A 25,677-nucleotide genomic window follows, 5' to 3' on the forward strand; every position below is an offset into this window, starting at 1 on the left:
TTTTTATCTTTGTCCCTTTTCGTATGGTACACCATCTGCAGCTGGTGCTGTAGTTTTTCCTACAAAACCTGCAAGTGCAAGCATTGTTAATATATAAGGTATCATTGAGTAAATTTCTGTTGGTATATTTAGTGAAAGGCTTTGAGCATTTATTTCTAAAGCATTACCAAAAGCAAATAGTAAACATGCCCACATAGTTCCCTTTGGTTTCCAGTTACCAAATATCATAGCTGCTAGTGCTATAAATCCACGTCCTGCTACCATTCCTTCTTTGTAAACTGGAGTCATACCTATTGACAAAGCAGCTCCTCCTATACCTGCAAGTATTCCTGAAAGTATTACACAAGAATATCTAACTTTATAAACATTTATACCTAGTGTATCTGCTGCGCTTGGATGTTCTCCTACTGCTCTTATTCTAAGTCCTATAGGAGTCTTAAACAATACAAAGTTTGCTACAAATACAAGCACTATTGCAAGTACCACAAACCAGTTTAATCCTGCCAAAAATGGTCCTATTACAGGAATACCCTTTACAGCTGCGGGTATTGCATAAGGAAGTCCTGTTACTATATCTGTTTGACCACCCTTTTTAAATATTTTAAATATAAGGAAACTAGCAAAGGCTGTTGAAAACAAATTTATAGCAGTACCTGATATTATCTGATCTGCTTTTAAAGTTATACTTAAAAAAGCATGTATCAAAGCTAAAAGACCACCTGCTATTGCTGCAAATAAAATTCCCATTAAAGGACTTCCTGTAGCATAAGAACCAAAAACTGCGAAGAAAGCACCTATTGTCATCATACCGTCAAGTCCTATATTTACAACTCCTGATTTTTCTGAAAATACACCTCCAAGGCCTGCAAATATTAAAGGTGTTGCCATTCTTAGGGTAGATGCTAGTATTATTATAATAAGTGTTACCTTATCCATTTGCAATTACCCCCTTTCTTCTCTTTCTATTCTCCAAGTATTTAACTATGTAGTCTGTGGCTACAAATATGATTACAATTGATTGAATTAAATAAACTATTTCCTTTGGTATTGAATTCAATTGAAGTATTCTTGAACTGCTGTTTAATGCTCCAAATAATATAGCTGCTGGTATACATCCTATTGGATTACTTTTTGCTAAAAGAGCAACTGCCATACCATCAAATCCATATCCGATGTTAGCCATTAAATCTGTTGCATTATACATAACTCCTGCCAAGTGACATGCTCCACCAATACCTGCAATAGCTCCTGATAAAACCATTGCTAATACTGCATTCTTTGCTACATTTATTCCGCCATATTCTGCTCCTAATGGGTTTAAACCTACTGCTCTTATTTCATACCCTATAGTCGTTTTCCAAAGTAACCAATATATAAAGACAGCACATATAAGTGCAAATATAAGTCCTATATTTGCTCTACTAGAACCAGTAAATCTTAATAGTTGAGCACTTTGCTGTATAATTGGTGTAGCTGATTTTGATGCAACACCAATAGGGGTTCTAAGGACTATAATATTAACTACATTTAAAGCTATATAATTCATCATTATTGTATTTATAACTTCACTAGTTCCATACTTCGCTCTTAGGTAACCTGGTATTGCTCCCCAGATTCCTCCTCCTATAATACCTGAAAGTAATATCAGAGGAACATGTACCCATGGGCTTAATCCAGGTATCAAACCTACTATAGCAGCAGCTATAAGTCCCATTGTAAACTGTCCTTCAACTCCTATGTTAAATAGTCCACATTTAAAAGCAATTGCATTTGCTACTCCTGTAAATATTAAAGGTGTTACAAACACCATTGTTTCTAAACTTTTAGCAGTATCTCCAAAACTTCCACTTATTATAGTACCAATTAAATCTGTTAGTGCAGTAAAGTAATCTCCTATTCCATATCCTTTTGACCACATTACAAAAAATACTGCTACAAAAAACGAAACAATTATTGAAAATAAAGGGAATGCTAAACTTTTTACAGCATTTATCACTGACTGTTTTATTTTATTATTATTCAACGGTTTTTACCTCCTTTTCCTTATCTAAGGTTCCTCCAGCCATAAGAATTCCTAGTTTCTTCTCATCTGCATCCTTTCTGTCTAGTATATCAACTATATTTCCATCATACATAACAGCTATTCTATCTGATAAAGCTAATATTTCATCTAATTCAAGTGATATCAAAAGTACAGCTTTTCCCTTATCTCTTTCCTGTACCAATCTTTTGTGTATATATTCTATAGCTCCTACATCTATACCTCTTGTTGGTTGAGATGCAATTAAAAGTTCTGGATCCTTTGCTATTTCTCTTGCTGCTATAAGCTTTTGTTGATTTCCTCCTGAAAGTGATGCTGCTGTAACTTCTTCATTTGGAGTTCTTACATCAAATTCTTCTATAATATTTTTACAATACGTACGTATTTCATTGTAATTCATTACTATACCTTTACTAAACGGTTTTTTATGATAAGTACCAAGTACGGCATTTTCAAATAAAGAGTATTGTAATATAAGTCCTCTTTTTTGTCTATCTTCTGGAATATGACCTACACCAGAATCTGCAATTTTTCTTGGAGATTTACCGGATATATCTATTTCATTTAATGTTATCTTTCCTGACTCCGGTTTTCTAAGTCCAGTTAAAACTTCCACAAGTTCCGTTTGGCCATTTCCATCTACTCCTGCTATACCAACTATTTCTCCTGCTCTAACCGCTAAGCTTACGCCCTTTACTGCCATTATACCTCTATGGTCCTTTGCTTCTATATTTTCTATATTTAGAATTTCTTTTCCTACTTTTGCTTCCTTCTTATTAACTACCAAGGTTACTTTTCTACCTACCATAAGTTCTGCTAATTGATCTATATTAGTTTCTTTAGTATTAACTGTTCCTGTAACTTTTCCTCTTCTTATTATAGTTACTCTATCACTCATTTTCATAACTTCTTTTAATTTGTGAGTTATAAGTATTACCGATTTTCCTTCTGCTTTAAGATTATTTATAATAACGCCTAATTCTTCTATTTCTTGTGGAGTAAGTACTGCAGTAGGTTCATCCAATATTAAGACATCAGCTCCTCTGTATAAAGCTTTTAATATTTCCACCTTTTGCTGTTGACCTACAGAGATATCTTCTATAACATCCTTTGGATTTATATTGAAACCATATTTATCAGCAATTTCTTTTACATCTTTGCAAGCTTTAGCTATATCTATTTTTAAGCCTTTTTTAGGTTCTATACCTAAAACAATATTTTCAGCTATTGTAAAATTGCTAACCAACATAAAATGTTGATGCACCATACCTATACCAAGCTTTATAGCATCATTTGGGTTTGTAATTTTTGCTTCTTTACCATTTACACGTATTTCACCCTTTTCTGGTTGATATAAACCATAAAGTATGTTCATAAGTGTGGTTTTTCCTGCTCCATTTTCTCCTAATAATACATGTGTTTCTCCCTGCAGCAATTCAAAATTTACATTATCATTTGCAATAGTTCCTGGAAAAACTTTGGTTATCCCAACCATTTCAATTACTTTTTCCATTAATTTTTCTGGTTACCAACCCTAATAACATTGTAACCAGTGCCCTCCCTTCAATTAAAAGATATTTTTACTTTTCATAAATTACATTTTTTAAATTGATTCTACAATACCTTTCATAAGTTTTACAAACTTTTCTCTTGCAATTTCTGAGGTTTCCATTACTTCTTTATGATTCAATGGCTGTTTTAATATTCCTGCAGCCATATTGGTAATACAAGAAACCCCTATGACTTTTATTCCACTATGATTAGCTATTATTACTTCAGGTACTGTAGACATTCCCACAGCATCTCCACCTAAAACTCGTATCATATTAATTTCAGCTGGTGTTTCATAAGTTGGTCCACTCATGCAAGCATATACACCTTCTTGAAGTGGTACATTAAGTTGTTCAGATATCTTCTTTACTTTTTCTCTTAATTCTTTATTATATGCTTCTGACATGTCAGGAAATCTAGTTCCAAAGCTATCCAAATTCTTTCCAATTAAAGGATTATTTCCTGATAGATTAATATGATCCTTTATAAGCATTAAGTCTCCAGGCTTATAATTCACATTCACGGCTCCTGCAGCATTAGTAACTATTAATGTTTTAATTCCTAAAAGCTTCATAACACGAATGGGAAATGTAACCTCTTGCATTGCATATCCTTCATAGTAATGAAATCTTCCTTGCATTGCTATAACTGTCTTTCCTTTTAAATTTCCCACAACTAATCGACCAGCATGTCCTTGTACAGTTGAAATAGGAAAATTAGGAATTTCACTATAAGGATAATATTCTGCATTTTCTATTTCATCTGCTAAAGCACCAAGACCTGAACCTAAAATAAGCGCTATTTCTGGTTTATGTGTTGTTTTTTCCAGTATATACTTTGATGCTTCTTTTATGTTTTCTTCCAAAGTCATATTGTACTATACCTCCTAAACTCTATTTGATTTAAAAATTATTTTAAAAAAATTATATCTTTATCTATTATATTAAAAATATAAATTTTAAAATTTACACAACAAAGAGTAACCGCTTCCACATAAAAATTCTCCAAAATTTATTATATCAAATTTTTTTAATTACTTGTAAGATACTTTTTAATAATTTACTTTTTTACAAACCTTTCTGAACCTTTTAAGACTAACTTAGGTGCAATTGTAATCTTTTTCACTTTAAAATTCTCTATATTTTTTATATTCTCCATAAGAATTTTCATTGCTATATTACCTAACTCCGTTGTAGGTCCATCAACAAAACTGATATCCATTCCCAAGGAATTTAAAATATCAATTCTATCAAATCCAATTAAAGCTATATCTTTTGGTATTTTTAGGCCTTCTTCAGTAAGTGCTTTTATACATCCAATAGTCATCTTGTTGCTGCTAGTAAACACTGCTGTTGGTCTATCTTCCATTAATAACATTTTTTTTGTAAGTTCATAAGCTAATCTTTCCCCATAATCACCTTTAAATACATACCTTTCATTAAAAGGTATATTATTTAGAGCTAAAGCTTTTTTATATCCTGTTAGCCTATTTTGTGCTGCATCAGAATTCATTCTTCCTGTAATTATTGCAATTTTTTTATGTCCAGCCTTTATTAAAGCTTCCGTAGATTCATATGCACCTTTAATATTATCCACAAATGCTCCACTAAAATCAGCATATTTTACATGTCCATCTGCTAACACTATAGGGATACCTAGCTGCTCAATAGTGATTAAATATTCACTATTAAAATCATCCTCAACAGAAGTTGGTGCAATTATTATACCTTGTATTCTTTGTTCTTTAAGTACTTTTAATGCCCTTACTTCTTTCTCTATATCATTATCAGTATTGCAGAGTATTATATTTTGATTATACTCAACTGCAACTTCACTAATACCTTTTATAACTTCACCATAAAACTGGTTATTTATTTCAGGTATCACTACCCCTATGGTATTAGTTTTATTCTTAGATAGACTCCTAGCTATTGCACTAGGAGTATAATTTAATTCCTTTATTGCACTTAAAACTTTTCTCTTAGTTTCTTCCTTAACATATCCTGAGTTATTTAAAACTCTTGATACTGTTGTTAGCGAAACACCTGACTTTTGCGCAATATCTTTTATTGTTGCTGGCACTTTAATTTCTCCTCATTTCTATAGGATAATTACAAATTTTCACAATTACCACGAAGTAATTAGTAAATTTAAGTTAAATACACAAATAAAATATGTTACCGGTTTCATATATAATATACTACATTTTCCAATATACCTCAATGAAATTTTTAACATTGTCTTACTATTCTGTATATTGATTTTCGTAAAATAACTTAATTTCATTTTTTATAAAACAAAGGAACTGTCACACTAAGAATAAATCTCATACTATATTGTATGTAAATTTCCTAATGTAACAGCTCCTTCTAAATTAACAGTATAAAATACTTATTCAAACAAATTTACTAAATTATTAAATAGTGATTTATTCTGTTTTATTTTTTCTTCGTTACCTATAACACATACATAATTCTTTTTCATTGCACTGGATATCATTTCTCCAAATCCTTTTATATCATCTATTTTAACATTTAGTACTTCTTCTCTTTCCTTTTGTATATCTTCGTATTTAATATGTTTAATATAGTGTTCAGCTGCACGTTCTCCCTTCATAGAAGGAGTCAATGGAAAATCTAAATCTGATATTGTTCCTATAATATATTTTGTCATCTGCCTATCATCTGCATTAAATTCTTTGAAAAACTCTCCTGCATTATCATAAACATTAATAGTCTCTTCTAGGTTCGGATCCCTATAAGATGTAAAGAACATATTACCATTTTTTTGGAATGATGCAAAGCTTCCATAAGCACCACCTTGAACACGTACTTTATTCCATAGATAATCATAATTTGCTATAGTTTTTAATACCAGTAAGCCTCCTGTATACGAATATCCAAGCTTTATAAAATTATAAGCCTTAGCTACGTACTGAACTTTTCCAGAAGTCATCAACCCTTCATTTTCAGGTCCAAATTCAAATTTGTATTCAACTTTTGTTATTCTATTGTCTCCAATTTCCTGACAAATTAAAGGAAGCTCCTTTGCGAAAGTTTCATAGTCTTTTTCATCTGAAGTAACATTAACTATTAAATTATTTTTATTAAAAATAGTTTCAGCAACTTCTTTTAAGCTATTACTGATTTCTTCAGCTTTTTCATCAAAATTTTTCTCCAAGTCAGCTATAAATTTATAAAATGATAGACCACTTATTATATCATCATATTTACCCATAGGTGAAAAATAGGAAAATAAATGACTTGCTGATACAATATGACCTTTTTCAAACATTATCATCTCTAAACGTGATTTAGTTTCTTGGATTATCTCTTTGACACGTTTATAATCATCATACTTAGTATGGCCTATTATTTCTCCAAGCAAAGTTGCTAGTTTAGATATATTTCCTGTAAGCACCTTAGATTTTACAACAAACTTAGGATAAAATTTCTCCGAGTCTCCTTTTTCAGAATAAGTTTCTGCTGCATATCTTATACCACCAGTATAAATATTAATTTCTTTTACTAAATCTTCATACTGATATTTTTCAGTGTTTAATTTTCCTATTACAGTACTTAGTATTGATATATAAGGCAGCATTTCTTCTTTAACACCTTCTGTGTCAAAATACATATTCATATATATTATGCCATTAGTAAACTCAGGATGATAAAGTACTTTAACTCCATTTTCTTCTTTTTCAACTAAACTAATTTTTTTAGCTTTCAAATCAATATCTTTTATTGAAAGAAGTGGTATTTTCTTTAAATTTTCTGGAGAATCTTGAGTTACCTGTCTTTTCTTTAATTCATTAGTATTATTAATAAGTTCTTCTATTTCTTTATCTGAAAGGCTTTCCTTATACTCCTTTAACCTTTTTTTGATTGCTGCTTCCTTCTCTTCTTCTAATCCTTTAGCCGGTTTTACAATTAAAACAGAACCGTGATTATTTTTCAATATATACTTTTCTATAATATCTTCAAAATATCTTGTTTGTAAGGATGTTTTTATTTTACTCAAAGTATCTTCGTATGCCAAGTGAATCCATGGTTTTTCATCATATAGCCAGCTATCCATAGCTTTCATACTGTATATAAGTCCTTTAGGATATCCTTGATAGTCAGCCTCTCTTAGTTGAAATTCTTTTATATTTATAGATGCTTCTATAAGCTTTTTATCTATTCCATCCTTTACAAGCTTAGATAAAGTATCTCTAACTATATTTATAAACTTTTCTTTTTGATCTTCATTAGAATTTTTAACAATTATACTAAACATAGGTTGAAGAATACCACCTTCAAAAGAACCAAAAACATCTTTTCCTATTTTAGCATCAATCAATGCCTTTTTTAATGGTGCAGAAGGTGTTTCTAAAAGTAAATGTTCTAGTATATCAAAAGCAAGATATATTTCAGTATTTGTGGCATTTCCAACAGAAAAATTCATACTCAAAAATGTTTTATCTTCTTCTTTTTCAGTACTGGATATAGGATATTTTATAGTATTTTCATGAATTTTTTCAAAAGGCTTTTGAAATAATAACTCTGAATCTACATTTTCCTTTGTAAAATCCTTAAGATATTCTTCATTTAAAAACTTTAACTTTTCAATAATGTCCATGTCACCATATAAATAAATATAACTATTGGATGGATGATAATACTTCTTATGAAAAGCTAAAAATTGTTCCTGTGTTAAGTTAGGTATAAAATCTGGGTCTCCTCCTGATTCTACTCCGTACTGTGTGTCAGGAAATAGGTACTCAGAAATTTTTCTAAATAATATAGATTCAGGTGATGAAAATGCACCTTTCATTTCATTATATACAACACCCTTATATGAAATTTCTGAATCCTTGTTCTCTAGTTCATAATGCCATCCTTCTTGCATCATAATTTCCTTATATTTATATATGTTAGGATAAAAAACTGCATCTAAATAAACATTCATTAAATTCAAAAAATCTTTATTGTTTCTACTAGCTACGGGATACATAGTTTTATCTGGAAATGTAAATGCATTTAAAAAGGTATTCATAGAACCTTTTATTAATTCTACAAAAGGCTCCTTTAAAGGAAACTTTCTTGAACCACACAATACAGAATGCTCTAGTATATGCGGAACTCCTGTGCTATCCTTTGGAGGAGTTCTAAAACTTATAGAAAAAACTTTGTTATCATCCTCATTTTTCAAGTAAAATAATCTAGCTCCACTTTTTTCATGCTCAAATAAAATTCCTGTAGAGTTAATTTCATTAATATCTTTCTTCTCTACTAATTTAAACCCTTCATAAACTTTACCTATTTCTAATTCCATATTTTCTGTTCTCCTTTCAAGTTTACTTTATTTCAATCCATTTTTTTAATTTGTCATAGCTCCTTTTTCCTTCCTCATATCCTTGCTCATATAAGTAATTCAATTTATTCTTATCTCTCTCTACTCTTCTTACTTCTAATTTTTCAGTTGGTCTAATTATAAAAACCTTTCCTTCCTTTTCAAGCTTCTCTATATATTTTATCGTTTCATTATATATTTTATAACGATTTATCAAGGCTTTTATCAATCCTGTGTACTTTGGATATGCAATTTTTAATAAGTGCTTAAATTTAAAAGGTTTTTTTTCATATCCTTTGTTTCTAGTTAAAATTATTACATTTTTAGAATTGCCATCCTGCATAGACTTTTTTATCGGTATTGGATCTGATATGCCTCCATCCAGTAATTGCAAATCCTCATAATTAACTATAGAATTTAGCAAAGGTAAGCTGCTGGATGCTCTTATTACTTCTAGCACCTGATCTTTACACTGGTTTTTTTCAAAATACAAAGGTTTGCCTGAATTACAATCTGTAACACCTATAACAAATTTTTCTTTAGCATTATAAAAAGTATCAAAATCAAAGATTTCTAAATTATTAGGAATGTCTTTAAAGATAAAGTCCATACCAAATAATTCCTTTTTTAATAATAATCTTCTATAACTTAAGTATCTTTTATCATTAACATAGTTTATGTTTATTATTTTATTTCTTCCCTTTTGTTTAGAAATATATGAGGCTGCATTGCAAGCTCCCATTGAAACCCCTATAACATATGGAAAATATAGATTTTTATCCATAAAAAAATCTAATATACCAGAGGTGTAAACTCCCCTCATTCCACCACCTTCAAGAACTAAACCTAGGTTTTCCACGGCATTTCACATCCTTAATTTCACAATTAAAATTTATACTACTTAATGTAATTTATTATATCATATAATTTATACGTAGTTCACAATTATATCCAAAAAGCTGATTACATTAAGCAATCAGCTTTTTTAATAAAACATAGTTAATACTTTTTACAAGGATAATATAAATTTCACTATTGAATATACTCCATAATATAAAGCCTTATCATCTGCATCAAAATTACTAGAATGTAATGCTTTATCTCCTTGTTTTCCATTACATATACCTAACCTAAAGTGTATGGAAGGAACTTTCTCTGCAAAATATGAAAAATCTTCTGCTGCAAAACTTTTCTCAAGTGGAAGCACATTATCTTCCCCTAAAGTAATCTTGGCACTTTCTATGAATTTATCTGTAAAATCTTTATCGTTTATTAAAGGAGGATATCCATCTTGATATTTTATGGATACATTGCAATTATATTTTTCTCCGCAAAGCTTAGATAAATCCTGTATATCCTTCTTAATACTTTCTCTAATATTTTTGTTAAAGGTTCTTGCTGTACCTGATATTTCCGCATTATCAGCAATTACATTAGGTGCGTCACCTGCATTAATTGAAGCAAATGTAATTACAAATGGATCTAATGGGTTATTTTCTAAGCGCGTTTTAGTATTCATAGTTTGTATAAGGTCTAATGCTGGATATATTGGATTATTGCATAAATGAGGCATTGCAGCATGACCTCCTTTTCCATGAAAGGTTATGAAAAAGTCATCCACTGAAGCCATGGAAGGTCCCGATATAACCTCTATTTTTCCAACCTCCAAATTAGGCCATACATGAAGTCCTATTATGTATTTAACCTTTGGATTTTCAAGTACGCCTTCTTCAATCATAGGCGCTGCTCCTCCTGTTCCTTCTTCACCAGGTTGAAATATGAATTTCACACATTTATCATAGCCTAATTTCTTTAGAACTAAAGCACATCCTAAAACTACAGCCATATGGTAATCATGACCACATGCATGTGATACCCCATTTACAGGAAGAGCATCCATATCAGCTCTTATAGCAATAGCTTCTTCACCTTCATTTAAGTTTCCCACTATTCCTGTATTAAATAAAACTTTTGTATCTATATCTAGCTTCTCCAAAAAATTCTTTACTATGTTACTAGTTTTATATTCCTCAAAGGATAATTCAGCATTTGCATTAAGTTGTTTTCTTATGTCTATTATTTCCTTCATATTCTCTTCTACTAATTTTTTCAAATCCATAATATTCATCTCCTTCATATAAAAAATAACTCTGCCCTTTTAAGGCAGAGTTATTTTTACACTATTTAAGCTTAATTAACAATTGTCCTGATTCAACCTGTTTGCCTTGGCTAACAAATATAGTTTCAACTGTTCCTGAAGTTGCAGCTACAATATTAGTTTCCATCTTCATAGCTTCAATTACAACTAAACTTTCACCTTCTTTTACTGCATCTCCTTCTTTTACAAGTACTTTTACTATATTTCCTGGAATACTTGCTCCTATTTCTTTTTCATTATCAGGATCTGCCATAGCTATTGATTCACCAGCACTTTCAATTCTGCTGCTGCTAACCTTATCTTTAATTTTTACTTCTCTTCTATTTCCGTTTATTTCAAATACTACTATTCTATTTCCACGTGAATCAATTTTTCCTATTTCAAGAAGTTGAACAATTAATACTTTTCCTTCAGCTATTTCAACTTCACAAGTCTCTCCTTCTCTTAATCCATGGAAGAATATGTCACTTCCCATACGGCTTAAATCGCCATGTTCTTTTACATATTTTAAATAGCTTTCAAATACATCAGGATACATTGCATAACTTATTGTATCTCTGTCTGTTGGTTCCATCTTGAACTTTTCTTTTAAATGAACTTTTATTTTTGCAAAATCTTCTGGAGGCAACATTTCTCCTGGTCTGCATACTATAGGTTCTTCTCCTTTTAATACTACCTTTTGTAGATCTTTAGGGAACCCTCCCATAGGCTGACCCATCATTCCTTTAAAGAATGCTACTGAAGAATCAGGGAAAGTCATATTTTTTGCCTTATCTAATATAGTTTCAGGTGTTATATCATTTCTAACCATAAATATAGCTAAATCACCAACCATTTTAGATGATGGAGTAACCTTTACTATATCTCCTACCATGTGGTTTACTTGTCTGTACATTTCTTTTACTTCCTCAAATCTATGACCAAGTCCAAAACTTTCAACTTGTGGTTTTAAGTTAGAATATTGACCTCCTGGTATTTCATATTTGTATATTTCTGCTGTTCCAGTCTTTAAGCCTGATTCAAATTGTTGATATACAGGTCTTACTGCAGCCCAATAATCTGATAACTTTTGTAAGCCATCCAGATCTATACCTGTATCTCTTTCAGTATTCTTAAGTGCTGCTACTACTGAGTTTAATGCTGGCTGACTTGTAAGTCCTGACATACTATTAAGTGCAGTATCTACGATATCAACTCCTGCATGTGCTGCCATAAGAACTGTTGCTACACCATTACCTGTAGTATCATGAGTATGAAGATGTATAGGTATAGATATCTCATCTTTTAACGCTCTTATAAGTTTAAGTGCTGCATATGGTTTTAAAAGCGCTGACATATCCTTTATTCCAAGAATATGAGCTCCTGTTTTCTCTATTTCTTTTGCCAAGTTAATATAGTATTGTAAAGTATATTTATCTCTATCTGTATCTAAAATATCTCCTGTATAGCACATACAAGCTTCTGCAACTTTTCCTTGCTTTAATGTTTCATCTATAGCTACTTCCATTCCCTTTAGCCAGTTAAGAGAATCAAATATTCTAAATACATCTATACCTGATTGTGCTGATTGTTTTATAAATTCTCTTATAACATTGTCCGGGTAATTTTTATATCCTACAGCATTAGCACCTCTAATAAGCATTTGGAATAATACATTAGGCATTTTTTTTCTTAACTGCTCTAGTCTATCCCATGGTGATTCTTTTAAGAATCTGTAGGCAACATCAAATGTAGCCCCTCCCCACATTTCTACTGAAAACAGATCTTTTCCAATTACAGATTCAGCTTTTGCTATCTTCACCATATCTTTTGTTCTCATTCTTGTAGCCATAAGTGATTGATGAGCATCTCTCATTGTAGTATCTGTTAAAAGCAATTTATTTTGATTTTTAATCCAGTCAACTAATCCTTCTGCTCCTTTTTCATCTAATATTTGCTTTGTACCTACTAAAGGCTCTTCTATTTTAACTTTTGGAACTACAGGAACGTCAAACTCTGTTTTCTGACCACGAGTTTCATTGACAACCTTATCTCCAATAAATTTCAATATTCTCAATTCCTCATCTGGACTTGATGCTGATATATCAAATAATTCTGGATGATTAGCTATAAAATTAGTATCACATTTTCCTTGTGCAAATTGTTCATGATTAAGAACATTTATTAAGAAATCTACATTAGTTTTTACTCCTGAAATAGTAGTTTCTTTTACTGCACGTATGGATTTTCTTATTGCATCTTTAAAAGTTCTTGACCATGATGTATTTTTAACCAAAAGGCTGTCGTAATAAGGACTGATAACAGCACCAGTGAATCCATTACCACCATCAAGTCTTATTCCAAAACCAGACCCTGTTCTATATACATCAATTTTTCCTGTATCTGGCGCAAAATTGTTAGAAGGATCTTCTGTTGTTATTCTACATTGAATAGCACATCCTCTTGGTTTTATATCATCTTGAGAATCAATTCCTACTTCTTTACTTCCTAATTCATAACCTTCTGCTATTAATATTTGACTTTGTACAATATCTATTCCTGTAACCATTTCAGTTACAGTATGCTCAACTTGTATTCTAGGATTCATTTCTATAAAATAATGATTTCCATTCTTGTCTACTAAGAATTCTAATGTTCCTGCACTTCTATATCCTACAGACTTAGCAATTTTCAATGCATCTTGACATATAACATTTCTTTTTTCTTCTGAAAGTGCTATTGCTGGAGTAAATTCTATAACTTTTTGATGTCTTCTTTGTATGGAACAATCTCTTTCATATAAATGTACTATATTACCATGCTTATCTCCAAGTACCTGTACTTCTATATGTTTTGGATTTTGAACATACTTTTCAATAAATATATCATCTATACCAAAGGCTTTTTTAGCTTCATTTTTACAACTCTTATACGATTCTATAAGATCTTTTTCATCCAGTACTATTCTCATACCTCTTCCGCCGCCGCCAGCAGCTGCTTTTAACATAACTGGATATCCACATACTCTTGCAAATTCTACAGCATCTTCTTCAGATTCAATGGGTTTTTGAACTCCAGGAATAGTTGCTACTCCTGCATTTTTAGCTGCTATTTTGGATTTAATCTTATCTCCAAGACTATCCATCATTTCTGCTGTTGGTCCTATAAATTCCATTCCAGCTTCTTCACATTTTCTTGCAAATTCAGCATTTTCAGATAAGAAACCATATCCCGGATGTATAGCATCAACACCTTTTTTAAGTGCAAGATTTATTATTTCATCAATATTTAAGTATGCTTCTACAGGTCCCTTATTTTTTCCGATTAAGTAAGCTTCATCTGCTTTTGTTCTAAATAAAGAACGCTTGTCTTCATCAGAATATATTGCTACTGTTCTTATACCAAGTTCTTGACACGCTCTAAAGATTCTTATTGCAATTTCACCTCTATTTGCTACAAGAACTCTTTTAAATTTCTTAACCAAATCATTCAGCCCCTTTTTAATAAAAATCGTACTTACTTGAATATTTATTAATAATTTCTTATAAATTTTAACAACATAATATTATTATATATAAGTATTAAAATTATTTCAATTGCATTGCAAAAAAAAATTACTTGCATTTTCTAGTAAAAACTTTTGGTATGAAACTATATATGAATAAAGTGCTTATTTTGACATTCAAATTTCAAATTATTTTATCATTCTTTTATAAGAATAATTATTATAATTTTTTATTTATATAAAAGTATTGTAATTTATTATATAATCATACAATATATACTTTATTTTATATGTAGTATATCACATATATTTAATAAAGTATAGTATATATATCATTTTCCCGTCATTAATACTACTCAATATAGAAAATTCGTGTAAATATTTAAACGATTACACGTCAATAACTGATACACTACTTGGTACACATTACGTTCCATCCTACACAAAAAAAATAATAAATATGTCTTAACTACAGCTACTCAATGCATAAATATACATCATCATTGTTAAATTTACATTTTTAAGTATACAAAAAAGATTTACTTAAGTTTAATTAACTTGAGTAAATCTCCCTGTTTTCATCCATTATTCTTATAATTTAACACTATCTCTCGCCAAGTTTTAAATTAGGTACGGCATTTAAATTTAATGGAGCTACATTTCCTTTAATATATTCAAAATAAGCAGCACTTCCTATCATAGCTGCATTATCAGTACACAATATAAATTCAGGAAATAAAACTTTTATATTCTTACTATTACCTTCCTTTATTAAAGTGTCTCTAAGACAGGTATTAGCTGCAACTCCTCCTGCCACCGCAATTTTATCTACATCTTTCAACTTACAAGCCTTCATTGCATTGTCCACCAAAAAACTTACCACTGCCTTTTGAAAAGAAGCCGCTACATCTGCTCTATTTATTTCTTGTTTTTTCATTTCCATTTGATTTAAGTAATTAAGTACTGCTGACTTAAGCCCACTAAATGAAAAGTCTAAAGATTCACCATCTTGAAATCTAGCTCTTGGAAATTTTATAGCATCTGGATTTCCTTCCTTTGATATTTTATCTATTTTAGGTCCTCCTGGATATCCAAGTCCTATAGCTCTAGCAACCTTATCATATGCTTCACCTGCTGCATCATCCCTTGTCTGTCCCATAACTTCAAAATCTCCATAATCCTTCATATACACTACAAATGTATGTCCTCCTGATACAACTAAACATACAAATGGAGGTTTTAAATCCTCATATTGTATAAAATTAGCACTTATATGTCCTTCAATATGATTTACACCTATTAATGGTTTTCCTATAGCATATGCTAATCCTTTAGCATACTGTAGTCCTACCAGCAATGCTCCTACTAATCCCGGTCCATAGGTAACCCCTACAGCGTCTATATCCTGTAAAGTAACACCAGCCTTATCTAACGCCTCCTGAACTACTACAGCTATTGCCTCCACATGTTTTCTTGAAGCTACCTCTGGTACAACTCCACCAAACTTAGTATGTATATCTATTTGAGATGCTATAATGTTTGATAAAACTTTTCTACCATTAACCACTACCGCTGCCGAAGTTTCATCACAACTACTTTCTATAGCAAGTATCTTTATATCTTTATCCATAACCTTACCTCTCTTGTTTTTCCTTACTTTCTTTTATTAGGCACTAACAATAATTATACTTTATTGAAAAATTATAATCAATAATAAGCAAAATTATCGGTACATATTAATTGAATAGCACCCCATTTACTCATTATGATATAATGTTAGTATTATTTTTAAGAGGACAGAGGACAATTGACAGAGGACAGTGAAGGATGATTTTTCTCCGCTTTGCTACGAAAAATCTTCAATTAAATATTTGATGACTCGTTTCACTAAAGTGAAACATTGCTAATATATATAAATTTCAAGCTTATTTTGCGTTATGAAAATAAACTTTAAAATAAATTAGTTTTCCACGAAAGGAAGAAAACTTACCTTCATTGTCCTCTGTCCTCTGTCAATTGTCCTCTCAAAAAAATATTGTGTCACAATATTTTTAAATTGTTATAGAATTAGGAGGATAATGAAATTGAATATAGATAATGAATCCTTAAAAAAGCTATTAGAAGAAGTTTGTTCTTTTGAACAGTTAGAATTTTCGGGCATACCTGATATAGATTTATATATGGATCAAGTAACTACTTTTATTGATGATAAGTTTTCTCATTTAAAAAGAAATGAGAAAGACACAGCTATTACTAAAACAATGATAAATAATTATACCAAGGCTGGAATTTTAATGCCTCCCAAAAAGAAAAAATACTCTAGGCAACATATGGTATTAATCATACTAACATATTACTTAAAGCAGATTTTATCTATAAATGACATACAAGAACTATTTGCTCCTATAGTTGAAGATATAAATAAATCAGAAGATAGCAAAGTAGATTTAAACGATATTTATAATAATTTTTTAGATATAGAAAAAAAAGAGACAGAGGATTTTAAGTTAGCTTTTGAAAAAAGCTTAGATTGTCAGCATAATGATAAAAATAAAGAGGATACAAGCAAGTTAATTATAATTGTAATTAAACTTATACTTAAATCTAGTATTGAAAAAAGAATGGCTGAGAAAATAATTGATGAATTTTTTAAAGATGAAAAGCTAAAGGGCTAGTTAATATTCCTTTAGCTTAAAATAGCTTTGTCAAACAATCTTTACAAATGATTGTTTTTCCGTTGTTTGCAGAAATTGAATTCTCCTTCTTTATTTTTTTCCCGCATATTTCACAATGTAATTTATCATTTTGGGATAAGTTTGTACAAGGCTCAGAATTATGTACTTTGGGTGACTTTGATTTGTTTGGAGGAGGAGAATACTGTATTGGTTCCTCAACAATTTCTCTTTTTAAAATTTTATAATCCATAAAATAAGTGCTTTCTCCAAAAAGTTCTAATTCAAATCTAGGATTTATTTGGTCATAGAATTCCTCTATTATAAGTCTCCTTACTTGAGCATCATTAATTATGAGCCCGCTCTTTTCAATACCATCAAATATGCTTTTAGTAATATTATTGGTATCCGGATGCCTTTTTTTACTTTTATAATATACTTTAAGTACAGCTATTAAAGCTTCACTTAGTACTACTCCAGGATTTTGACACCTGGCCTCATAAGCTATTTCCTCTTCGTAAAGAGCATACCTATCGTGATATTTTCCTGAATTATAAGGTAAAATAGCCCTACCATTGACATTAAATAATTTAAAATTGGATTTAGATAAAGGCGAACCTTTTACTATGACTTTGGCATAAGTTTTTATCATTAATTTCTGCTCCTTCTGTTCATATCATACCTTATCATGCTACATCTTAATTTAAAAATAATGCGATGCAACCTTTTCAGAGGACAGAGGACAATTGACAGAGGACAGTGAAGGATGATTTTTCTCCGTTTCACTACAAAAAATCTTTAATTTTAAAAAGCTCACGTTTTTTTGTTTTTAACAAATTCTTTCTAAGCAAAATTATCTGAAAACCATAGATTTTAGCTTCCTGCTTAAAAGAAATTTTGCTTTAGCAAAACAAGTGCAAAAATAAATTAGTTTTCTGACGTAAGAAGGAAACCTCACCTTCATTGTCCTCTGTCCTCTGTCAAATGTCCTCTGAAAAAGTTGTGTTACTATGTACTCATTATATAAAATTACACTAACACATATTATCATTATAATAGTAACAATTATTACTTTCAATAAATAAAGATAACCAACTAGCTTATACTAAATTGGTTATCTTCATAATGGTGGTATTTTTATTTTATTAGTTACTAAACAGCTTTATCTATTTTTTTAGTAGCTATGATGTTAACACCTGTACCTGCTATATTTTTCACTACTACATCTCCAATATTGATAGGTGCTTTTACTACTATTCCTTTTAGCTCTTTCACACAATCAAATATTTTACCCTTAGGTACATCACTTTCAGTTTTAACTGGAACTACATCAATAGTTCCATACTCTACATATACAGAAGAAGTTACTATTCTAGTTGGATTTGTGCATTCCTTTTCTCCATATTCTGCACCTTTTTTACAAGTATTACCAGTAACTTCTAAGACTTTGTCACCTTCTAATTTAACTTGAAGCTGGCATCCCATAGGACATCCAATACATACTAAATCTCTTATACTCATTTTACTACTCCCTCTCTACCTTAATAGTGATTTTTTCGCAATTTGAATACTTTTCAAACATTGCTTTAGTAAGTTTCACTGTTTCCATTTCTCCTGGAGTAAGAATCCTCTTCTTTATATGCATTTCTCTTTGGTCATCGAAATACACAGCTATGAAACTATTCTTAAATACATCGCCTACTCTAAATCTAACATCTATATGGTCTTCTACATTTTCAGGATTTACATACTTAGGAACTGTATATCTAACCCCTTCTGTAGCAACAATTTCTACCTTTTTGCCATCTGATTTCTTTCCCTTTATATATTCAACTGCATTTTTACCTGCATTAACACTTTCAAGAGTAACATTGTCAACTAAGTCGTGAACATGAAGTACATTTCCACAAGCGAATATTCCTTCTTGATTTGTTTCAAGTCTTTCATCTACTTCTGGTCCTCCAGTTATATTTGAAAGCTTAACATTAGCTTTTCTTGAAAGTTCATTTTCTGGAAGTAATCCAACAGAAAGAAGTAATGTATCACAAGGAATATATTCTTCTGTTCCCTTTACTGGCTTTCTATCCTTACCTACTTCTGCTATAGTAACACCTTCAACTCTATCTTTACCTTTTATATTAGTTACTGTATAACTTAACTTTAAAGGTATATCAAAATCATCAAGGCATTGTACTATGTTTCTCTTTAATCCACCTGAATATGGCATAAGCTCAACTACTGCCTTAACTTTTGCTCCTTCAAGAGTCATTCTTCTTGCCATTATAAGTCCAATATCTCCTGAACCCAATATAACAACTTCTTTTCCAGGCATATATCCTTCTACATTAACAAATTTTTGAGCTGTACCTGCAGTATATATACCAGCACATCTGCTTCCAGGTATATTTATAGCTCCTCTTGGTCTTTCTCTACATCCCATAGCTAAGATTACAGACTTAGCTTTTATCTCAATTATTCCATCATCTTCATTAACTGCTGTAATAACCTTATCATCGCTTAAATCAAGTACCATTGTATTTAATTTATATGGTATTTTCATATCTAAAACTTTATCTATAAATCTTTGAGCATATTCAGGACCTGTTAATTCTTCTTTAAAAGTATGAAGTCCAAATCCATTATGAATACACTGATTTAATATTCCACCTAATTGATTATCTCTTTCTAATATTATAATGTTATCTATTCCTTGCTCTTTAGCTGAAACTGCAGCTGCAAGTCCTGCTGGGCCACCGCCGATTATAACTATATCATATTCTTGCATTTTTTAACCCTCCAAATATTATAAAATATATATATTTTACGTTATTGCCTAATTATTATATGCTTTCTTTATCTTTACCCACTAATAAATTTGATTCTCCACCAAATTTAGTTACATCAGTACGTGCTATTCCAAGTTCTCTTGATAAAATTTCAACTATTTTTGTTGAACAAAAACCAGATTGGCATCTTCCCATTCCTGCTCTAGTTCTCTTTTTAACACCATCAAGTGTAGTTGCTCCAAGTGGTCTCTTTATAGCATTTACGATTTCACCTTCAGTAACTGTTTCACATCTACAAACCATTTTTCCGTATCTAGCATCTTTAGCTATAAGCTGTTTTCTTTCCTCATTGTTCATTTCTCTGAATTTAGGTATTCCTTTTCTTATTGGATTAAAATCTGCATTTTTATCTGGATTTAATTTTGCAACTACCATATCTCTTATCATTTCAGCCACAGCTGGAGCACTTGAAAGACCTGGTGATTCTATTCCAGTAGCATTTATAAAGTTTTTAGCATCTTTTGGTTCACCAATTATAAAGTCATTTTCTGTACAATGTGCTCTAAGTCCTGAAAAAGATGTAATTACTTGTCTCATTGGTATTTGTTTAACACTTAGTGCAGCCCTAGATACTATATCATCAATACCTTCTCTTGTTGTAGTTAAATCTGTTTTATCTTCTAAATCAACTGCATTAGGTCCAACAAGTAAATTTCCATCAACTGTTGGTGTAACTAAAACACCTTTACCTAATTTAGTTGGAAGCTGGAATATAGTTTTGGAAACCATATCTCCTACAACTTTATCAAATAAGCAATATTCACCTTTTCTTGGTGCTATATGAATTTTTCTTTCACTAACCATATTGTTTATTTCATCTGAGAACAATCCAGCTGCATTTATAACTAATTTTGTTTCTATATCACCTTTGTTTGTTTTTAAAATGTATTTTTCTCCACTTTTCTCTATACCTTTTACTTCTGTTTCAAATCTAAATTCTACTCCATTAGTTGAAGCATTTTCAGCTAAAGCTATAGTCATTTCATAAGGACAAACAATTCCACCAGTTGGTGCATATAAAGCTGCTACCACTTCATCTGATAAATTAGGCTCCATTTTTCTAGCTTCATTTCCATCAAGTATCTGAAGATCTGGAACTCCATTTTCTTCTCCTTTTTTCTTTAATTCACGAAGTCCATCCATATCCTTTTCGTCAAAGCACAATACAAAAGATCCGTTTCTCTTAAATGGAAAATCTAATTCCTCTGATAGTTTGTCAAACATTGTGTTTCCTTTTGCATTTAGTTTTCCCTTTAAAGTTTCAGGTTTTGCATCGAAACCAGCATGAACTATAGCACTATTAGCTTTAGTAGTTCCATTTGCTAAATCCACATTTTTTTCAACCACACAAGTATTCAATTTATATCTTGATAATTCTCTAGCCACTGCACACCCAATTACACCAGTTCCTATAATTGTTACATCAAACATTATAATTTACCTCCTCCAAAATATAAAAAAAGAGAGCTCAAAATTAAGATATTTTTATATATCTTAAAATTTGGCTCTCTTAAACTCCGCCTTAATAATTAACTTTTAAAGTTCATCTTTTTTATATTTTAGCATATTTATATGCAATATGCAACCATCTAAACGTTTTAATTTTAGACAAATGCCATTATTATGCTTAACGGAGCTAGTCCCCAATCTATTTAGAATAGGCCAGCTTAGTAATTGTTCCTATAGAAACATCTCCAACTACAGCTAAATCTTCTGCCGTAAAATAAAAAGGTACATTGGCATCAAACAATATTTGTGATGATGCACTAAACTCTTCGTCGCCTTCCCATAGGGCAAAAGTTACATATATATTGTTTAAAAATTGAAACTTATAAGCTATGTCACCCATGCTTACCTTTTCTGCTCCAATTTTTTCAAAAACCTCTTTAAATTTATCAAGTTTATTACCAAAAGTTTTAGATAGTCTTAAAAGACATCTTCCATAAAAATTATTATAGTAAACATTCCCACCATCTACATCTCTATAGGTTATATTTTTATTGATTGGTGCAATACCTTTTGAATTCATAAGATATCTTAACAGTAAAGTTTTCGGTGGATATTTATCTATTTCTGACCCATCTTCTTTTAAAACATCTCCACTAGGATATTTTACTATTATATTTTCTCCCATAAGCTTTACTATAAATTCACATTTTTCTTCATCGTAAATACATCCACTATTTTGAGCCATCTCTCTAGGATCAAAGTTTTTTAATATACTTTTATTATAATCATATGGTATTTTATCTTTTCTTTTTTCTTCTATAGCAACATTATCCATAAATACTTTCATCCTTTCAGTTCTTATACTATAATAACTCACAAAATAGACACTTTGTGAGTTATTATTAAATTACATATTTTCCTTAGCTTTTATAAGCATTTCATTGGCATTTTCCATAGCTTCTACAGCTTTTTGTATAAACTCTGCAGTTTTTACTTTTCCCATTGATTTTGACTTTTCAATCCAATCTTTAAATCCATCTTCATGGGATTTATTATGATCTACCCAATGATCTAGCAAAATTTTCAAAGTCTTTTCTTCTTTGCTTAAGTTTAATTCACCATCTGCTGACACTTCATGTGAATGATTATGACCATGTATATGATCATGCTCATGTTGGTGTTCACAAATATTATCTATATGAGCTTCATGGATGTGTTCATGAGATTCATTTTCACCATGACTATGAGGATGAATATGTTCATGCTCATGCGCATGTGTATGTTCATGGCTGTGTTCATGTGTATGCTCGCATCCATTATGCTCATGTTTGTGTTCATGAATATGCTCGTGTTGGTGTTCATGTTCATGATGATGTTCATGTTCGTGATTATCCATAAATATCTCTCCTTTTGTATATAAAATTTTTTAGTTTATTTTTTCTATCATGATTTTGTGATCTAATAATTTAACCTCTTTTAACATTCCTTCTATTATTTTTTCTTCTCCTAGTATATCTGATAAAAATAATTTACCATCTGCTTGTGGAATTATCTCTACTACATAGTCCATTATTTTTCTTTCACCTTCTGGTGTAATTAAGTAAGCTGTTGATTCACACATTTTAATTACCTCCTTCTTAATTTAAATATACTCTTTTTGTAAAATATATCAAGGTTATTTATTTAGAAAGTAACTCTTTCACTGTTGGGAACTTTTCTATATCAGTATGAGGTAAGAAGCATGCTGATACAAACTCATCCATATACCCAGGTTCTACACTTAATTCTACATAAGTCATACTATTTGATACTTCCTCCAACTTATGTCTAGCATCTTCACTCATTAAAGTTAAATAACATCCCATTAAAGAACTATTTCCTATATATTCAATCTTAGACCTCTCTACATCAGGTAACATACCTATCTTTACTGAATTTTCAATGTCTAAGCTATTTCCTATACCACCTGCTATATAAATCTTATCTATCATTGAAAAATCCATTCCAAGATTGTTCAAAAGCATGGTAATACCTGAATAAATAGCAGCTTTAGCTCTTATAAAATTATCTATATCAACCTCTGTGATTGTTATATTCTTCTCCAAATTATATTCTTCTTTAAATACAAGTATATATTCGCCAATTCCATGTTCATCAAATCTAGTTCTATTTGTATTTAAATTTTTCACTATTTTACCTTTTCTATCTATTATTCCAGAAAGCATCATCTCACATATTAAATCGATGATTCCAGATCCACAAATTCCTGAAGGCTTATCGTTACCTATTACGGTAACTTTAGGTTCATAACTTTTTTTGTCTATAGTAACTTTTTCTATAGCACCACTTGCAGCTCTCATTCCACAGCTAATTTCCCCACCTTCAAAAGCAGGTCCTGCAGAACAAGCACAAGTCATTAAAAATTCCTTGTTTCCAAAAACAATTTCTCCATTTGTACCTAAATCAATAAAAAGTACATTCTCATCAACATCCCACATTCCTGATGATAACACCCCTGCTGTTATATCTCCTCCAACATAACTTGCTACACAAGGTGCTAAATATACAAAGGTTTCAGGGTTAACCTCTATCCCTAATTCTGAGGCTTTTATAAAAGGTGGTTTAACAAAAGCAGGTATATATGGCTCCATTCTCAAAAAATCCGGGTAAATTCCCAAAAACAAGTGAGACATGGTTGTATTTCCTGCTACTATAAGAGATACTATTTCATCCCTATCTATGCCTGAATCTCCACACATTTTGCTTAAAATTGGATTTATGGTTTCTTGTATTACCGCATGATTTAATTCATGAAGTCCATTCTTTTTAGTAGAATACATTATTCTATTAATAACATCTGCACCATACTTTATTTGTGCATTTCCTGAAGATGCTTTTGCTACAAGTTTTCCACCATACAAATCTACTAAACATGCAGCTACAGATGTAGTTCCAATGTCTAAAGCCACACCATATAGTCTATTTGTTGTATCTCCTTTTTCTATATTGATTATTGTAGTTTTTCCTTGACCTCTTGGTATATGAGTTATAGTTATATTAAAATTAGCTTCTCTTAAAATCGGAGGTATTTTTCTAAGCATAGGAAGTCTGCAAAACACTTGATTATAACCTAATTTGTTTCTTAAATGCCTCTTTATTCTCTCAAAATCTGATATATTATCATTCAAAGTTGGAATATCTAACTCTACATAATCTTTCTTTACATAAGTTTCAAATTCCATACCCTTATCTAAAATTTGTTTCTTTGCTTTTTCAAATATTTTGTTTTCTCTTTCTCCTGATAAAGCTTCTATTTTCATATTATGCATAGAAGCTGAAGCATTTGATGGTATTTCTACTGTAACATCTCCAATAACACTTGAAGAACATGCTAAAACATAGCCTTCATTCCACTCATCATCACTTATATGCCTATCTTTTTCCGAACTTACTTTTCCTTCAACTATTTTAACCTTACATTTCCCACAGACACTATTTCCATTACAAGGTGCATCTATAAATATTTCTGCTTTTCTAGCTACTTCTAATAAATTTTCCCCTTGCTGTACTTCTATTTCTTTATTATATGGAACAAATTTAACCTTTGCCATATCTTGTAAATACCTCCTTAAAAAAAACTTTCTCGGCTAAAAAACCGAGAAGTTCTTTCTACTTTAAGCCTGCCTCGTATTTTGAAGCACTTAATAAATTATCAATTTCACCTTTATCGCTTATCTTAATTTTTGCTATCCATGCATCGTAAGCATTTTCATTTACATATTCTGGCTCATCGTCCAACTTTTCATTGACTTCTAATACTTCACCAGATAAAGGTGCTATTAAATCAGATGCTTTCTTTGAAGATTCAACTACTCCAAATGCTTTATCCTGAGTTATTTCATCTCCTACTTCTGGCATTTCAACAAATAGTATTTCACCAAGTTGATCTTGTGCAAAATCACTTATTCCTATTAAAGCCGTATCTCCATCTACTTTAACCCATGTGTGTTCTTTACTATAATATAAATTTTCTGGAAAATCCATTTACCACACCTCTTTTATAATTTTATTTAGGTTATAATTAGAAATTAGGATGCCAGAGTGCCAGCATTTTGGTATTCTGACATCCTAATTAATGT

General features: G+C 30.7%; 20 protein-coding genes. 1 reads left to right on the forward strand and 19 read right to left on the reverse strand.

Translation table 11 applies throughout. The features are described 5' to 3' along the window. Positions 1–3 precede the first annotated feature (3 nt). The 10 genes from Ccar_RS18680 to tsaD all read right to left on the reverse strand — a co-directional run bounded on the left by Ccar_RS18680 (position 4) and on the right by tsaD (position 16,201). Complete coding sequence (locus tag Ccar_RS18680; RefSeq protein ID WP_007061513.1) at positions 4–936, reverse strand: ABC transporter permease; 933 nt, start codon at positions 934–936, stop codon at positions 4–6. Continuing rightward, positions 929–2,023: an ABC transporter permease gene (locus Ccar_RS18685; RefSeq protein WP_007064367.1), complete on the reverse strand. Its 1,095-nt coding sequence runs from the start codon at positions 2,021–2,023 to the stop codon at positions 929–931. Before Ccar_RS18685 ends, Ccar_RS18680 begins: the two co-directional genes overlap by 8 nt. After that, entirely contained in the window at positions 2,016–3,554 is a 1,539-nt protein-coding gene (locus tag Ccar_RS18690) for an ABC transporter ATP-binding protein (protein WP_007061510.1), read from the reverse strand. The genes Ccar_RS18685 and Ccar_RS18690 overlap by 8 nt, the downstream gene beginning before the upstream one ends. A 90-nt stretch (positions 3,555–3,644) precedes the next feature. Beyond that, positions 3,645–4,463: a purine-nucleoside phosphorylase gene (locus Ccar_RS18695; RefSeq protein WP_007061509.1), complete on the reverse strand. Its 819-nt coding sequence runs from the start codon at positions 4,461–4,463 to the stop codon at positions 3,645–3,647. Positions 4,464–4,651: 188 nt separating this feature from the next. Continuing rightward, positions 4,652–5,674 carry a LacI family DNA-binding transcriptional regulator gene (locus Ccar_RS18700; protein ID WP_007064366.1) on the reverse strand — a complete coding sequence of 341 codons (1,023 nt, stop codon included), beginning with the start codon at positions 5,672–5,674 and terminating at the stop codon, positions 4,652–4,654. 309 nt (positions 5,675–5,983) lie between these two features. Beyond that, on the reverse strand, positions 5,984–8,911 hold the full coding sequence (locus Ccar_RS18705) for an insulinase family protein (protein ID WP_007061507.1): 2,928 nt from the start codon (positions 8,909–8,911) through the stop codon (positions 5,984–5,986). A gap of 22 nt (positions 8,912–8,933) precedes the next feature. After that, complete coding sequence (locus Ccar_RS18710; protein ID WP_007061506.1) at positions 8,934–9,788, reverse strand: patatin-like phospholipase family protein; 855 nt, start codon at positions 9,786–9,788, stop codon at positions 8,934–8,936. A 150-nt stretch (positions 9,789–9,938) separates the two neighbouring features. Continuing rightward, on the reverse strand, positions 9,939–11,048 hold the full coding sequence (locus Ccar_RS18715) for a M20 metallopeptidase family protein (RefSeq protein ID WP_007061505.1): 1,110 nt from the start codon (positions 11,046–11,048) through the stop codon (positions 9,939–9,941). Positions 11,049–11,109: 61 nt separating this feature from the next. After that, a complete protein-coding gene (locus tag Ccar_RS18720) occupies positions 11,110–14,550 on the reverse strand; it encodes a pyruvate carboxylase (RefSeq protein WP_007061504.1) in 3,441 nt (1,146 codons plus the stop codon). A gap of 625 nt (positions 14,551–15,175) precedes the next feature. Further along, on the reverse strand, positions 15,176–16,201 hold the full coding sequence (gene tsaD / locus Ccar_RS18725) for a tRNA (adenosine(37)-N6)-threonylcarbamoyltransferase complex transferase subunit TsaD (RefSeq protein ID WP_007061852.1): 1,026 nt from the start codon (positions 16,199–16,201) through the stop codon (positions 15,176–15,178). A gap of 454 nt (positions 16,202–16,655) precedes the next feature. Here tsaD and Ccar_RS18730 point away from each other — a divergent pair, with 454 nt between their 5' ends. Next, entirely contained in the window at positions 16,656–17,246 is a 591-nt protein-coding gene (locus Ccar_RS18730; RefSeq protein WP_007061851.1) for a DUF1836 domain-containing protein, read from the forward strand. A gap of 16 nt (positions 17,247–17,262) precedes the next feature. Here the strand turns inward: Ccar_RS18730 and Ccar_RS18735 are convergent, their stop codons facing one another. From Ccar_RS18735 to gcvH, 9 genes are all read right to left on the reverse strand, one after another. Then, positions 17,263–17,895 carry a RusA family crossover junction endodeoxyribonuclease gene (locus Ccar_RS18735; RefSeq protein ID WP_007061850.1) on the reverse strand — a complete coding sequence of 211 codons (633 nt, stop codon included), beginning with the start codon at positions 17,893–17,895 and terminating at the stop codon, positions 17,263–17,265. A 500-nt stretch (positions 17,896–18,395) separates the two neighbouring features. Next, positions 18,396–18,764, reverse strand: coding sequence for a DUF1667 domain-containing protein (locus Ccar_RS18740; RefSeq protein WP_007061849.1), 369 nt, complete (start codon positions 18,762–18,764; stop codon positions 18,396–18,398). Between the two features lie 4 nt (positions 18,765–18,768). Beyond that, positions 18,769–20,028 carry an NAD(P)/FAD-dependent oxidoreductase gene (locus Ccar_RS18745; protein WP_007061848.1) on the reverse strand — a complete coding sequence of 420 codons (1,260 nt, stop codon included), beginning with the start codon at positions 20,026–20,028 and terminating at the stop codon, positions 18,769–18,771. A gap of 55 nt (positions 20,029–20,083) precedes the next feature. Continuing rightward, positions 20,084–21,520 carry an NAD(P)/FAD-dependent oxidoreductase gene (locus Ccar_RS18750; protein WP_007061847.1) on the reverse strand — a complete coding sequence of 479 codons (1,437 nt, stop codon included), beginning with the start codon at positions 21,518–21,520 and terminating at the stop codon, positions 20,084–20,086. A gap of 217 nt (positions 21,521–21,737) precedes the next feature. Continuing rightward, positions 21,738–22,373 carry a DUF3786 domain-containing protein gene (locus Ccar_RS18755; protein WP_007061846.1) on the reverse strand — a complete coding sequence of 212 codons (636 nt, stop codon included), beginning with the start codon at positions 22,371–22,373 and terminating at the stop codon, positions 21,738–21,740. A 72-nt stretch (positions 22,374–22,445) separates the two neighbouring features. After that, the gene (locus Ccar_RS18760) at positions 22,446–22,934 is read right to left on the reverse strand and encodes a DUF8180 domain-containing protein (RefSeq protein ID WP_007061845.1); all 489 of its coding nucleotides are present in this window, start codon (positions 22,932–22,934) and stop codon (positions 22,446–22,448) included. Positions 22,935–22,964: 30 nt separating this feature from the next. Next, positions 22,965–23,159: a CooT family nickel-binding protein gene (locus tag Ccar_RS18765; protein WP_007061844.1), complete on the reverse strand. Its 195-nt coding sequence runs from the start codon at positions 23,157–23,159 to the stop codon at positions 22,965–22,967. A 58-nt stretch (positions 23,160–23,217) separates the two neighbouring features. Next, positions 23,218–25,149, reverse strand: coding sequence for a corrinoid activation/regeneration protein AcsV (gene acsV / locus Ccar_RS18770; RefSeq protein WP_007061843.1), 1,932 nt, complete (start codon positions 25,147–25,149; stop codon positions 23,218–23,220). Between the two features lie 58 nt (positions 25,150–25,207). Continuing rightward, the gene (gcvH, locus tag Ccar_RS18775) at positions 25,208–25,582 is read right to left on the reverse strand and encodes a glycine cleavage system protein GcvH (protein WP_007061842.1); all 375 of its coding nucleotides are present in this window, start codon (positions 25,580–25,582) and stop codon (positions 25,208–25,210) included. Positions 25,583–25,677: the final 95 nt, after the last annotated feature.

Source organism: Clostridium carboxidivorans P7, assembly GCF_001038625.1.
Classification (GTDB): Bacteria; Bacillota; Clostridia; order Clostridiales; family Clostridiaceae; genus Clostridium_AM; species Clostridium_AM carboxidivorans.